Origin of the sequence: Haematobacter massiliensis, from assembly GCF_000740795.1 — a bacterium.
Taxonomy (GTDB): Bacteria; Pseudomonadota; Alphaproteobacteria; order Rhodobacterales; family Rhodobacteraceae; genus Haematobacter; species Haematobacter massiliensis.
This window is the reverse complement of sequence record NZ_JGYG01000001.1, coordinates 209882-222670: the sequence shown is the minus strand read 5'-3', so window position 1 is coordinate 222670 and position 12789 is coordinate 209882. Positions and strand designations below refer to the sequence as shown.

At 60.1% G+C, this 12789-nt stretch carries 17 protein-coding genes and 2 pseudogenes; 10 read left to right on the top strand and 9 right to left on the bottom strand.

Going from position 1 to position 12789, the window contains the following annotated elements:
* The first annotated feature begins 6 nt into the window (after positions 1-6).
* Positions 7-264 (top strand): DUF2312 domain-containing protein, encoded by a 258-nt coding sequence (locus CN97_RS01120; protein WP_035705883.1) that lies wholly within the window; start codon positions 7-9, stop codon positions 262-264.
* A gap of 4 nt (positions 265-268) precedes the next feature.
* Here the strand turns inward: CN97_RS01120 and CN97_RS01115 are convergent, their stop codons facing one another.
* Positions 269-931 (bottom strand): hypothetical protein, encoded by a 663-nt coding sequence (locus tag CN97_RS01115; RefSeq protein WP_035705881.1) that lies wholly within the window; start codon positions 929-931, stop codon positions 269-271.
* Between the two features lie 1251 nt (positions 932-2182).
* A complete protein-coding gene (locus CN97_RS21075; RefSeq protein ID WP_156969570.1) occupies positions 2183-2626 on the bottom strand; it encodes a hypothetical protein in 444 nt (147 codons plus the stop codon).
* Between the two features lie 181 nt (positions 2627-2807).
* Between CN97_RS21075 and CN97_RS01105 the strand changes: the two genes are divergently transcribed.
* Complete coding sequence (locus tag CN97_RS01105) at positions 2808-3194, top strand: hypothetical protein (RefSeq protein ID WP_035705875.1); 387 nt, start codon at positions 2808-2810, stop codon at positions 3192-3194.
* 27 nt (positions 3195-3221) lie between these two features.
* Here the strand turns inward: CN97_RS01105 and CN97_RS01100 are convergent, their stop codons facing one another.
* The 3 genes from CN97_RS01100 to CN97_RS01090 are packed head-to-tail and all read right to left on the bottom strand — an operon-like array spanning position 3222 to position 4625.
* On the bottom strand, positions 3222-3755 hold the full coding sequence (locus tag CN97_RS01100) for a dihydrofolate reductase family protein (protein ID WP_035705872.1): 534 nt from the start codon (positions 3753-3755) through the stop codon (positions 3222-3224).
* 19 nt (positions 3756-3774) lie between these two features.
* The gene (locus CN97_RS01095) at positions 3775-4107 is read right to left on the bottom strand and encodes a YciI family protein (protein ID WP_035705869.1); all 333 of its coding nucleotides are present in this window, start codon (positions 4105-4107) and stop codon (positions 3775-3777) included.
* Between the two features lie 14 nt (positions 4108-4121).
* Positions 4122-4625 (bottom strand): winged helix-turn-helix transcriptional regulator, encoded by a 504-nt coding sequence (locus CN97_RS01090; RefSeq protein ID WP_035705867.1) that lies wholly within the window; start codon positions 4623-4625, stop codon positions 4122-4124.
* A 220-nt stretch (positions 4626-4845) separates the two neighbouring features.
* Here CN97_RS01090 and CN97_RS01085 point away from each other — a divergent pair.
* From CN97_RS01085 to CN97_RS01070, 4 genes and pseudogenes are all read left to right on the top strand, one after another.
* A pseudogene (locus CN97_RS01085) lies at positions 4846-5517 on the top strand (IS110 family RNA-guided transposase); the annotation flags it as partial.
* 553 nt (positions 5518-6070) lie between these two features.
* Complete coding sequence (locus CN97_RS01080; protein WP_035705864.1) at positions 6071-6394, top strand: DUF736 domain-containing protein; 324 nt, start codon at positions 6071-6073, stop codon at positions 6392-6394.
* Positions 6395-6526: 132 nt separating this feature from the next.
* Entirely contained in the window at positions 6527-6844 is a 318-nt protein-coding gene (locus CN97_RS01075; protein ID WP_035705861.1) for a DUF736 domain-containing protein, read from the top strand.
* A 356-nt stretch (positions 6845-7200) separates the two neighbouring features.
* Complete coding sequence (locus tag CN97_RS01070) at positions 7201-7917, top strand: DUF932 domain-containing protein (protein WP_242685163.1); 717 nt, start codon at positions 7201-7203, stop codon at positions 7915-7917.
* Between the two features lie 100 nt (positions 7918-8017).
* On the opposite strand, the gene CN97_RS01065 is transcribed toward CN97_RS01070, so the two are convergent.
* The 3 genes from CN97_RS01065 to CN97_RS01060 all read right to left on the bottom strand — a co-directional run bounded on the left by CN97_RS01065 (position 8018) and on the right by CN97_RS01060 (position 9330).
* On the bottom strand, positions 8018-8365 hold the full coding sequence (locus CN97_RS01065; RefSeq protein ID WP_165496683.1) for a TetR/AcrR family transcriptional regulator: 348 nt from the start codon (positions 8363-8365) through the stop codon (positions 8018-8020).
* A gap of 304 nt (positions 8366-8669) precedes the next feature.
* On the bottom strand, positions 8670-8843 hold the full coding sequence (locus CN97_RS20860; RefSeq protein ID WP_165496682.1) for a transcriptional regulator domain-containing protein: 174 nt from the start codon (positions 8841-8843) through the stop codon (positions 8670-8672).
* A 265-nt stretch (positions 8844-9108) separates the two neighbouring features.
* Positions 9109-9330: a DUF932 domain-containing protein gene (locus CN97_RS01060; RefSeq protein ID WP_035705858.1), complete on the bottom strand. Its 222-nt coding sequence runs from the start codon at positions 9328-9330 to the stop codon at positions 9109-9111.
* Between the two features lie 65 nt (positions 9331-9395).
* Here CN97_RS01060 and CN97_RS01055 point away from each other — a divergent pair.
* The 4 genes and pseudogenes from CN97_RS01055 to CN97_RS19710 all read left to right on the top strand — a co-directional run.
* Positions 9396-10109, top strand: a pseudogene (locus tag CN97_RS01055) (phosphotransferase family protein); the annotation flags it as partial.
* A gap of 77 nt (positions 10110-10186) precedes the next feature.
* Positions 10187-10528 carry an alpha/beta fold hydrolase gene (locus tag CN97_RS21425; RefSeq protein ID WP_084683933.1) on the top strand — a complete coding sequence of 114 codons (342 nt, stop codon included), beginning with the start codon at positions 10187-10189 and terminating at the stop codon, positions 10526-10528.
* Positions 10452-10916: an alpha/beta fold hydrolase gene (locus tag CN97_RS21420; RefSeq protein ID WP_368073540.1), complete on the top strand. Its 465-nt coding sequence runs from the start codon at positions 10452-10454 to the stop codon at positions 10914-10916. The genes CN97_RS21425 and CN97_RS21420 overlap by 77 nt, the downstream gene beginning before the upstream one ends.
* A gap of 42 nt (positions 10917-10958) precedes the next feature.
* The gene (locus CN97_RS19710) at positions 10959-11621 is read left to right on the top strand and encodes an alpha/beta fold hydrolase (RefSeq protein ID WP_088217111.1); all 663 of its coding nucleotides are present in this window, start codon (positions 10959-10961) and stop codon (positions 11619-11621) included.
* A 141-nt stretch (positions 11622-11762) separates the two neighbouring features.
* On the opposite strand, the gene CN97_RS01030 is transcribed toward CN97_RS19710, so the two are convergent.
* Complete coding sequence (locus CN97_RS01030; RefSeq protein ID WP_211253652.1) at positions 11763-12785, bottom strand: LysR family transcriptional regulator; 1023 nt, start codon at positions 12783-12785, stop codon at positions 11763-11765.
* Positions 12786-12789: the final 4 nt, after the last annotated feature.

Here is a 12789-nt window from a genome sequence, read left to right as displayed (position 1 = left end):
CCGCCCATGAACGCCGTTACCGACGACGCCTACAATGTCACCGCCGAGGAACTGCGCCAGTTCATCGAACGCTATGAGCAACTCGAAGCGGAGAAGAAGGATATTGCGGAGCAGCAAAAGGAAGTGATGGCCGAGGCGAAGGGCCGCGGCTACGACACGAAGGTGCTCCGCAAGATCGTCGCCCTGCGCAAGCGCGACAAGGACGACGTGGCAGAGGAAGAAGCCATTCTGGAGGTCTACAAATCCGCCCTGGGCATGGGGTGAGCGCTCAGGGCTGGATGAGTTCCACATTCTCCATGGCCGCGATCCGCTCCATATCCGCGTCATAGGCGTCGGAGATCGCGGCCACGGATTCCGGTGTCCAGCCGGGCAGGTCCAACTCCATCTCGATCGCTTCCGGCCTGCCGAAGCGCGTGAGGAAGGACGATACGACCGAGCGGCGTTGCTCCGCATCGCGGGGGGGATGGGTCGAGAGATAGAGCCGCAGGCGGTCCAGCCCGTCTTCCGTCAGCAATGGCGACAGCCGGTCGAGAAAGCCGGTGTCCCCCGTGCCGCTAACCCCCGCCACGCGCTCCACCACCTCCGGCCAGATGAGCGGCATATCCTCGTCGCACCATACGACGACCATCGCCCGCGGCGCGGCCTGGCGGAGACGCTGGATGACATCCGCCCAACTCAACCCAGCCATTGCACGCGGATCACCGGCAAGAGCGCTCGCGGCAGCATCACCCCTGCAGATCAGTGTCGGCAGCAGAGTGGCGGGGGACCGGACAGCCACGTGAAACTCGATCTCCACATCCTCCGGGCACAGCATCGCCAGCATTTCTGCCTGAGGACCGGCCAGTGGATAGAGAAGGCCATCGCCGAGCGGCTGCGACGAAAACCCGGGCAGCTCTTGCGAGCAGCTCTCGCAGACAAGAACCCGGCGCACTCCTTCTTCGCGTAACTTGCGGAGACGGAGCGCGTCCGACGTAAGCGTTCCAGCGGCTTTTAGCGGTTCGCCCGCGTCCGCAATGGCAACGCTATGGCTGGCGAGTATATCGCGGCTCCGCTGCAGGGAAGCATAAAGCGCGTTCTGGCCAGAACAAGGGGCGCCAAGGTGAAAGGCTACTTGCATCGGACTCCGATATGCTGGCCGACGATCCCAGGGGGAGGGAGAGGCGGGCGGAGAATTTTCACGACGAAAAGTTAACAATCTGTTGATGATCCGTCAAAGCGCTTTCGCTTCCCATGACAAAAGGCGGAAGTGAGCGCAGCGTCACAAGCGAAATGACCGGGCCCTTCGCTTCCGGAAACGCTATCCAAGGTCGAACGGCACGCTTCAGACAAGCGCGCGTCTTCGTTGCATCTCTGCAACCTCCAACTAAGTTTGCCGATGGCAGATGTGTTTAAGAGAGGGGGCTTAGGATGAGTAAAGTGCTCGTTCTCGGCGCGGCCGGCAAGATCGTGCATCATGCGATTGAGCAGTTGCTCGGGCAAGGGGGGCCGACTTGCCCTTCTATCTGAGAAGGTCGGGTCGGCTGCACCTATAGGAGAGTGAGCGCGTCAAGATCATCGAAGGCGATGTCACGGATACCCGGCATTTGCGGGAAGTCGCCAAAGGACAGGGGTTGGTCTAGGCGCCAGCCGCATTCAGCACTGACCCCGCGCTCGGCTGGCTGGAGCAGATTATGGCAGCGCGTTTGACTTCAGATCTTCGCGAGCGTTTCCGGAGTGGAGCAGGACGAAACTGCGGCAGAGTCTTGGCCACGATCTGGGCGCGACCCCGGCATCCGGCCGTATCACCGCTATCGAGCGTTTCCGCCGCCTTGCAAGCCAGCTTGCCGATTTCCGTGTCCCTGAGGCGGTGACCCTTCTTCCGGATATCGTAGAGGTGCAAGCCGGGGCTGACGGAGGACAATGATGATGAGCCAGACTGAGGATCAGCTGGCGCGAATCTTCCATGCAAACCTAGCGCGGTTGTTTGAGTGAATAGCAGATCTTCTGCCGGTGGAGGTGATCGACCCGCCTTCAGCGAATGGCCTATCGCGATCTCGCGGTTGATGCCGCAAGCGACCTCGCAAACGGGATCAATCACCTGATCGGCCTCACCATGCGTCCGGAAGCATAGGGTAGCGTCATCGAAGCACTTGATGTCCAGCAGACGAACCAATTGCTGCATGAGTTCGTGCAGGATCTGGCTTCAACGGCGTTGCTCAGCCCATACACGCTCAAGGCCCGGTTCTTCTTTGCGGTCGCGCATCTGTCCCATCAGGCGAACCGGGTTTCGCAGGGAAACGAATGGGCGGACGATCTTGCCGCTCTGCCGGAAGATTGGGGCATCAAGGAAGGCGGCGACGAAACCGAGCATGAGCCGGAAGAAGAAGCTGGGGATGCGGGCAAGCCGCTGCCCGACTCGCTCATCCGTGACCTGGCCGCGCATCGCACTCTCGGCTTGCGCCTCGCTCTTGGTGAGCAGCCGGACATGGCGTTGATCGCCGTGGTCCATACGCTCGCCGCGCAGACCTACTATCGGAGCGGTAGCACGGCCCATTGCCTCGAAATCACGCCCACCAGCAATTACCGCGCCGCCCACGCGGACGGCATCGAGGACACGGCGGCGGCGAAGATGCTGGCGGATCGCCATGCCGGATGGGTGGCGGAAATATCGCGTGACGTGGCGGACCTCTGGGACTTCGTTGCCGGTCTGGGGGCGCGCAATTGTCCCCGGCTTTCCTCTCGCCCGAAAAAATCGCGGGCCGCACAGTCGCGCGGCCCGATCACCTCGACCGCCGCCACGGTGGAAATCACCGTGAAGGAGGAAAACCATGGTTGCCGTGATCGCAGGGCTTTGCGTCCTGGCCTCCACGCTCGCCGTCTATGCGTTCCCGTTCATGCTCGGCGTGACCGCAGCGCAATTTGCCTGTCAGACCGGCGCGGGCTTCATCGGGGCGGGCCTACTCGGCTTTGTCGCCGCCTTCGGCGTTCTGGCCCTGCTGTTCGACACGCTGCGCTCGCCGATCCTGCGCCTGATCGTGGCGCTCCTCTTCGCCGCGCCCGCCGCCATCGCCGGATATGCACTGATCCACGGCGTCACCGAGGAAGCTGTGCCGTCCGAAATCTGGCAGCAAATCTTCTGCATCATCGGTGGCGCGTTCGTCGGAGTTTCCGCGTTGCTCCGCTTGGCAAGTGGTATGGGTCAGCCCACGAGGTAATTCAATGTTGTCAGGAGAGCGACGCAACTATGCGGGAACGTATGTCAACCTGATAACTTCCCCGCCAATTCGCTCACTGGACACAAGGCGGAGCGGCGGCCGAGGGCCGGAGAAGAAGGGCTTTCCGCGACCAACCACCACGGGCTGAAGGTAGAGACGATATTCGTCGATCAGGCCTATATCGGACAGGCTTTGCGCCAACGTCGGTCCAGAAGCGGCAATCTCTCCTGCCAGCTTGGCCTTCAGCCCGCGCATCACGGCCTCGACGTCATCCGCGACAAGCGTGGCATTTGGACCGACCGACTTCAACGAGCGCGATACGACCCATTTCGGCTGGCGTCGCCACGCCACCGCGAAGTCGTGCTGTTCCGAGGTCCAATCAGGATGGTCGTCATCCCAATAGCGCATGACTTCATACATCTGGCGACCGTAGATGCTGCCTGCCAGATCGCCAACGTGTTCGGTCCAGTGACGAAAAAGTTTGGCGTCAGGCACCGGTAAATCCTGAAAATCGACATAGCCGTCGAGGGACAGGTTCATTCCGAATACGATCCTCGCCATGCTTCAAATCCTCATCGGATCAAGTCGTCTCGCACAGCGGCCAGACTTCAACGACGCCGTGCGCGACCGCGCAGGGCACATGCGAAACCTTCTCGATGGCATCGGCTAAGTCGGCGGCCTCGATGATGGCGAAACCGGCGATAGGCAAGGTCGACGACAAAAATGGTCCCTGACGGGTTTCAATGCCGCGAGCCTCAGGATTGCGGACCTGCACAGGCGCGCCAGCGATCCCTATCACGGCGCCTTCGGAAAGCAATTTTGCATCCTGGGCATGGGCGGCGTCCCTGACTGGGCGCGGCGTGCGGTCGTAGCCAGCCTGGTCGCCATATCCGATTGTGATGAACTTGGGCATATTCTCGTCTCCTCTCAGGGGTTTTGTGCAGCGGCCTCGACGATAACGGCTGCGTAAGCGGCTCGCAGATGCTCCGACACTAAGGGACCGTTGTTGGGGTTCGGTATGCCGAGATGGCGCTCACGGAGCTCAGCCATGAACGCCCCCTGCAATTCCTGGCCTCCGTCTTCTAGCACCTGATTGCGGATCGCCAGCTCGGGCGTCGTCGGAAGAAACCTCCGTCCCCAGGCGCCGAGTGCAACCATCGCGGGCAGCAGCGCAATCGACTTTTCGGTCAGGCTGTAGATCGTCCGTTGCCTGTGGTTCGGATCGGCGGCATTCGTCAGCAGTTCTTCCGCGACCAGCTTCTTGAGTTTGGCCCCTAAGATATTGGTCGCGATCCCTTCGAGCGAATGGCCGTGGATATCGCGGAACGAACGCCGGTCGCCAAACATGATGTCCCGCAGGATTACAAGGCTCCAAGCATCACCGAGCACCTCGGCGGCTAGGTTGATGGGGCAGTTGGATCGCATCTTCATTGTCGGAGCATCGCAAATCTGATTGCACAATGCAATCGGTTATTGACCCAATACATGATGCAGGACGATCCATTGAACGGGCGATGACAATGCTGCTTGGACCAGCAGGCGAGTTCGCATATCAATGGGCGTTGCCCTTCGGGCCGCGCTTTCGGCTGCGCCGGAACCGCGCCGACGGCGCGTTTCCGCCATTCGGCTTCAATCGCTAACGTAAAGGGGAGAGCGGAAAGTTCTGATGGAAGAGCGTATCCGACACAGCAACCGTATCAAAGGTCTTCTCTTCTTGCAGGGCATCACCGGTTACGATCCTTTGCGTCGCGATCGACGGGAAGAGTTGGAGATGCTCCGTACGGGCGACGGGCGACCTTTGCCCCCAAATATGAAGCGGCAGGTCCTGCGAGAGTTTGCCCGCATGGAGCTGCTGATTGATCAGATCAAGGAGGTCGAAGCAGAGCGTGACGACATGCTCATCGAAGAACGACAATCTGCGCGAGAGGTGGCTTTGCTGTCTAAGGTCGTCGGCATCGGGCCCGAATTCGCCGCCGTGCTATGGGGCGAGGGTCTGTTCCGGCACTTCGACAACCAGCGGCAGGTTGCTGCGTATGCGGGTTTAGCACCGACGCCTTGGCAGAGTGGTTCGATCGATCGGGAACAGGGCCTCGGCAAGTCTGGGAATCCTCGGCTCCGATCAACGTTGCTTGAGATTGCCTGGCTTTGGCTGAGGCACCAGCCATCATCAACGCTCAGTCGCTGGTTTAATGAGCGAGTCGCGCAAAACGGCGGCCGCTTCAAGAAAGTGATGATCACGGCGCTGGCACGTAAGCTGGCGGTGGCACTTTGGAAGTACACCAGCGCGGGCGTCTTGATTGAGGGCGCGGTAATCAGGCCGTGACCACGTAAGCGCATACCAGTTCGGCACAGGCCTGATCAGCCTCGCCGGAACCAGGTGGACGACCGAATTGCGGCCTGGCTTCAAACGCCGTCATCGAGAATGGTCTCGTCCTCCTGAGCCCTCGCCGCCGAAGGCGGGATTATGGTGCGGCCGTTGGAACGGCGACCGGATATGAGGTTGATACGTGCGTGGCGCGGATCAGAAACGGGCTCAGACCAAGGTTCACCGGGCGAAATCAGATCTACCAGCTATGCCGGCTCATGATTGGAAGTCCGTTAACAGCAGCGTTCTCGCGAGACCGGTGGCGGGGAAGCCATCCCTTGCGACCTCTCTTCAGGCGGGTCTGACGCCAATCTGTCCTGATCCTGCAACGGCTTCACCGAACTTCTTCCCCTGCAGCTCTGCTGCATTCCTCGCGGGACAACAAGTCCGGCTTTCGCCGTCCTGTGCTAGCGCTGCGGTCCCGTTGGGATGCAGTCGGCCAGATCGGCGCCTCTCGACCGCTATCGAGGCCGCAAGGGGCGGCTTCGGCAACTCAGTCAGGAGAACGACAATGGCTACCATCGGAACCTTCCAGCAGTCCGGCAATGACTTCAGCGGCGAGATCGTCACCCTTTCCCTCCAGACCAAAAACGTCCGCATCGTTTCCGATACGCGCTCCAGCGGGGACAACGCTCCCAGCCACCGAGTCTTCGTCGGCCGCATCGAAATCGGAGCCGCCTGGTCCAAGCAGTCCAACGAAGGCCGTAACTACCTCGGTCTCAAGCTCGACGACCCGAGCTTCACCGCACCGCTCTACGCCAACTTGGTCGAAGACGAGGACGGCAAGGCCTTCAGCCTCATCTGGTCGCGGCCGGACCGCCGCTCCGGTGACTGATCTCTTCCAGTGTGACGCCCTGTAATTGGGGCGTCACAAGAAGCTCCAACACGCCGCTCGAACAGCAGCTTGACGAGTGGCTCCTCATATGAGGTCGCAATCGAGCGGCCCGACAGGAAAAGGAATGCGACAATGGCGACCATCGGCACCTTCACCAAGAACGAAACCGCCGCAGGTTTCACCGGCGCGGTCAAGACCCTGACCCTCAACGTCAAGGCCAAGTTCGTCCCCTCCGTAGGCGAAAGCGAGCGCGGCCCAGACTTCCGCATTTTCGCCGGCGCGACCGAGTTCGGCGCGGCCTGGAAGAAGACCGCCCGCGAAACGCACCGCGAATACCTCTCGGTCAAGCTAGACGATCCGAGCTTCCCGGCCCCGATCTACTCCAGCCTGGTCGAAGCCGAAGATGGCAGCAGCCACAACCTCATCTGGTCCCGCCGCAACGGGGAGTAAGTCCGGCCCCTCAAGAAGCCCCGCCGCGGCGGGGCTTCTTCATGCTCATGTCGGCCGCCTTCAAGGAACAAGGAATCGGGAGAACGGGACTCCCGATCGGATCTCGTGCCCGGCTTCCGCTCCGCGCTGGCCGGGCGGCTTGCTTGGGGACTCCCCCCGGCGCGGCGCAAGGGATCGCTGACTCTCGACCGGGACGGTATCCCCGGCCTTCCTCCACGTCGTTCCTCCGTTCCGTGCAGGCAGGGTGATCCCCCTCCGTCCCGGTCGCCCTTGCACCTTGCACCCCCAGGTCTCGCCGACGGGCAGGGTTGCAGCGCAGCGCTGCGCTCCAACCCAAGCCCACGAAAGGAAAGACCATGTATCACCAGCTCGCCACCCGGTTCGGCCGCAACTCCCATCAGATCAGCGGCCGCGAGCCGTTGGATAACGAGGCGCTTTATCGGCATGTCCCATCGATCTTCGCCAGCGAAGCCCATGACAGCCGTTCGGAGCGTTACGTCTATGTCCCCACCATCGACATCGTGGAGGGTCTGCGCCGCGAAGGCTGGCTCCCGTTTTTCACCGTGCAGTCGGTTCCGCGCGACGGTTCGCGTCACGGCCACGCCAAACACATGTTGCGCCTGCGCCGGGATGGCGGCATCGGCAAGCCGGAGGCGGCGGAAGTCATCATCGTCAACAGCCATGACGGGACCAGCGCCTATCAGATGTTCGCCGGTATGCTCCGTTTCGTATGCACCAACAGCATGATTGCGGGCGAGCGGTTCGAGGAAATCCGCGTTCCCCACAAAGCCGGCATTCAGGATCAGATCATTGAAGGCGTCTTCACCTTGGCCGAGGATTTCCCGCGCCTCATCGACGCCAGCGAGACCATGAAGGAAATCCGCATGTCCGCAGACGAGCAGCGTGTCTTGGCCGAGGCGATCCGAACGATCAGCTTGCCGGTATCGAGCACGAGATTGTTCTGTACTCCTTCAATAACGACGGCCGTTAGGATTTCAGGGCGCCCGAGAGCCGACGCTATTTCACCTAGGCTCGCGCGCTGGTCAAAGTTCATCGTTCTTTCCCCGGCCTGAGTCTCGGAGGCAAGGGCCTCCGCTGCGCCTAAAAGACCGCCGCACACAGGTCGGAAGCGCTCATCTTCCAGGTCGGAGAACGGCCGAAGGGCGTCACACATTAGCTCGACGTATACGTTGAGCATGAGCCGGTGCTGCCGGCCATCTCTTCTGTCCCTTTTAGGGCGGCCGAGATGGCGAGAGCTTCCGGACCAAACTGGGCAAGGCAACTGATATAGGCTTGACTGATAACATCCGCTACGGCAGTGAGTTCGGTTGGCGCTTCATGAAGAGCAGAGCGGAGCCGATGGACATAGTTTTCCTCCAGCCGCCTGAACAGCGCCACCAACAGGTCGGCCCGGGTTGAGAAGTGTTCGTAGGCGATTGGACGAGTGCCCCCTGCTTTTGCAGCCAACGTCCCAAGCGTGAGTTCATCCGCGCCCTGATTGCGGACGACTTCCATCGACATCGAGCATCTGTTCACGACGCACATCTCTCTTCAGCTTCACATTTCCCCCTTGCTCAGAAACTTACGAAATGTAAATTACAGAATGTAACATCCTCGTCAAGGACGAAGCGATGAGTGATGTAGCCGTGATCGGGCTGGGACGTATGGGGCTGTGCACTCGCCAAGGCGCTCGTGACTTCCGGCAAGAGCGTCATCGTTTGGAATCGTAGCCAGTGCAACGGACGCTCTGCAGCGCATTGGCGCCTTTAAGGCGGAAACGCCGGCTGCTGCAATTGCCAGCAGCGGCACGCTCATCGTCTTTCTTTCAGATTTCGCTGCAACCCAGGCACTTCGGATCTGGCTCGCTTAATCCGTGGATTGCCTGAAACTCGCGACGGTATTCGTCGTGGCGGCGAAGATATTCCAAAGCGAAACCGGCAGCGGGGATGCTATTGGCAAATCTGTATGCCGCCGGAGAACGCCAGTCGATGCTCAGCATGGCGTTACCTCTCTATACCGGACACGCAGAACAATGCCCGGATAGAGAACGTCCAATACAATTCGAAATAATTGTAGTCGCGGTATCCAGATAACTGGAGCGTGTAACGCTTGGTTATTTTATTCTTAACAGTGCTTGCATGATTTTGCGAGCCGGGCGCAGCCCGGCGAGCGCGGCTATGTTCGAGGGCATGGCAATTTTTCCCACCCCTATCTTTGTCGCGAATGGAGGGCCGCCGGAGGTGGCGGCCCAGTCGTGTTCGAGATCAAGCGCCCTTCAGTTTCTGCATCCCCTCCGCCAGCGTCCAGAGCGCGCGATTAAGCGTCACATTCTGGTCGATGCCGTTGATGGCGCGGGTCTGTGCGCGACGGATGCGGCCTTCGGCATTCTGCTTACGACCTCGCAGCCCGCCCTTGGTCAAATGTTCCTGAATGACGTTGAGCGTGCTCCAGAGGTTTTGTCCTGCGTCTTCGCGGCGGCGGGGCATGATGATCTGATCCGGGCGCTACGGCGCTTTCATCCTCGCCGTAGCGGGCGACAAGGCTCCCTCGGCATGAGGGCGCACGCAGCGATCTTGAGTGGGAAACGAAGGTGCTAGCGGCGCTTGTCGGCCGACTGCCGCTGCCCATTCCAAACCTCGCCGCCATGACGCTTGCTTCCGGTACTGTTGTCGCGATGCACACGAAATTGCCGGGCGCGGCACTTCTCGATCTTGCCGGTGTGAGCTATACGGCGCGTCAGCAATTGGCAGACAGGCTTGCGGACTTCCTTCTGGCTTTGCATGCGTTGCCGGTCGAAATACTCGGCGGCGCGGACGACCCAGATGATCCCTTGGCCGAGTGGTCCGCGCTCTTTTCGGAAGTCGATGCCAAGGTCTCGCCACTGCTACCTACCGACACTGCCATGGCGGTGCGCGCCAAGTTCGAGCGGTTTCTCGCCGGCAACGGCGAGCCGCATCCCAGAGTGGTCATCCACGGCGACTTCGGCACGGGAAACATCCTCGTCGACAATGGCACGGTCTCGGGCATCATCGACTTTGCCGGATGCGCGATCGGTGATCCGGCCTACTACTTCGCCAGCCTTTCGGCTGGCCTAGGGGACGATTTTCTCGCACTGATGCGGAGGTCCTACCCCGGAATCGATGCCATGCGGGAGCGGGTCTGTTTTTACAGGAGCACATTCCCACTGCTAGATGCCCCCTTCGGTTTGGAGCATGGCGACGTCAGCGCGTTGAGCGCTGGGCTCGAGGCTTTGCGGCGCGGTTAGCGTGTACTCGCGCCGGCCTCATTCTTCTCATCCATGGCGGCGGCAGCGACAATGCTGGCATTTCCTAGTATCGGCTTATGAACCCGTTGAGCCAAAGTCGTTCAGTCTGGGCCCCGGACCTGCCAGGATTTGGGGGGAGCGTGGCGGCCCGACCGGTCGGTGGCCCTGGCGCGCTTGCAGCTGTGACGGTCGATTTGCTTGACAAACTCGGCATCAGTCGCGCCATTGTTTTTGGCGTCTCCATGGGCGGCGATGTCGCACTCAACCTTACCCTTCGCCATTCCGAGCGGGTTGCAGGTCGTGTTCTCATCGCACCAGGCGGACTGGTTCCGATGATCGGCAATCATCAGTGCACTCATTTCTGGGCTGGCAGCGCAGACGCTGGACTGGCTTCTGTTACCCGCCATCAGGTTCTCTAATCGCTTCACTGTCGCCGCTCTTGGCACCATGGTGGCTGACCCGGCCAACATACCGCCAGAGGTCGTTGCCGAATTTGTTCGCGAAGCGAGGCAGCCGCGCGGTGGCATCGCCTATGCCCGACATAATCAGGTAACCCTCGGGCGACATGGCATGCGCAACGACATGTCCAGTAACGTTCATAATGTTACCGTCCCCACACTATTCTTTCATGGTGCCGAGGACCGGCTGGTGCCGCCAGAGGCGTCCCAACGCGCTGCTTCTCGTACGGCTCAGTCCCGCTTGGTTATCGTACCCCATTGCGGTCATTGGGCTCAACTCGAAGCTCATGACCAATTCCTGTCCGAGGTGAACAGCTTCCTTGCAGCCGTTGATGGGCGCCATGATTAAGACCTATCGCGTTTTCGGCACGGTGGGCCGGTCGTGGTTCTCATGTCTGGCGCCGGGATGAGAATGCGCTACAGGGACAAGGTCGCGTCCAGTCTCTCAGATTCATGCTGCGTCTTGGTCTATGATCGCTCACCGTCAACAGAGCGAAATTCACAGGTATCCAGAATCGGTCGTGACCAAACGGACGCTTTGCTTGACCTGCTCGCCAGGTTGGAATTGGCCCCACCCTATTATCTGGTGGGCCACTCGTTGGGCGGCCTCTATGCACAACTCATTGCACGGCACTATCCGCACATGGTTGCCGGTGTTGTTATGGCGGATGCGACGCATCCGAAACAGGAAGATCTTCTTGCAGACACAGGTGACGCTTTGGTCCGCTTTTCACGGTGGGTGGCGCGCGCATGGGACAGATGGCTTGGCCCGGGCATGTTCACGGAGGTGGTTCTCATGGCCGACATCGGTAATGAGATTTTCTTAGCTCCCACATTCCCGAATGTTCCGCTAACAGTCATTACTGCGGGAAAGCGAGCGCCAACCTGGCTCGTTTCCGATCTTCTCAGGAATATTCATCTGCAGAACCAGAACGAACTAGCAGCACTTACCGCTCATTCGCGCCACATCATTGCGACCAACAGTCGCCACAATATCCCAGTGGATGATCCCGAGGTAATTTGTGCAGTGATCAAAGGAATGATTTCGCTGTGACGCGAAAGCGACGGCCGCCAAGGCGTTTCGATTTCGTTCAGCACGCAGCAGGCGTGCTTGTCATGGTCTCTCCGGTCGCGGCCATCATGCCGCCTTCAGAAACTCCACTTATCCCACCTCTCCAGTTTTCCCGAGCCAGCCCTATAATCCGGTGAAGAAGTTGCTTCCCATGAAGTCTACGAACGCTCGAAGCTTGGACGACATGTGACGGCTCGACGGCCAGAGAATGCGGAACGTACCTTCGTGGCGGGTATGTTCGTCAAGCACGACCCTGAATTTGCCGCTCCTCAATTCCTGGTCAATCGCGAAATCGGGGAGGCACGCGATGCCTAGACCTGCCGCCACCATATCGATCAACGGTTCGATGGTATTTGCCACCGCAGCGCGCGGAAGGTCGATGTCGATCGGCTGATCATCTTTTACGAAAGGCCAGCGTTCCAGCTTGCCGCTGGTCGCAAACCGATGGTGGAGGCAGGCGTGCTCCTTGAGATGCTCGATCTCCGTTGGCAACCCATGCCGCTCGATATAGTCGGCAGAACATACCAGCATGAGGCGGAATGGCCCCAAAGTTCGGGTCATCAGGCGCGAGTCGTTGACTTCACCTGCGCGAATGACGGCATCGAAACCCTCATCGATCACGTCAACAAGCCGGTCGGTGAAATCGAGATCGAGATCGATCGCAGGATAAGCCTGCATGAAGGCGGTAAGGGCCGGCATCATCAACATGCCTGCAAGCGGCAAGCTCACTCGCATCGTACCGGTCGCCGTCGTCCTTGTCTGGGAGACTTCCATCTCGGCGGCCTCCAATTCGCCCAGAATGCGCCGGCTACGTTCCAGGAAGCACCCACCCTCTGGGGTCAGTGTAACAGTCCGCGTTGAACGGTGAAGAAGGCGCGCGCCAAGATGCCCCTCCAGGCGGGAGATTGCCTTTCCTACGGCGGATGGCGATAGGCCGAGTTGACGTCCCGCGATGGTGAAACTGCCAGCGTCCGCCGCCTGGACGAAGATTTTTAAGGTTCCTAGCGTGTCCACCTGCACTATGCCTTTTCCGAATAACATTCCGCTATGTTTAGAATTATAGCGCAATTCTCTAAAGTGCGCATCTGATGAATGATGGGCGAGGAGCGGTGAAACGGAGCCGAATAAAGCAACTTTCACCGCCATTAGA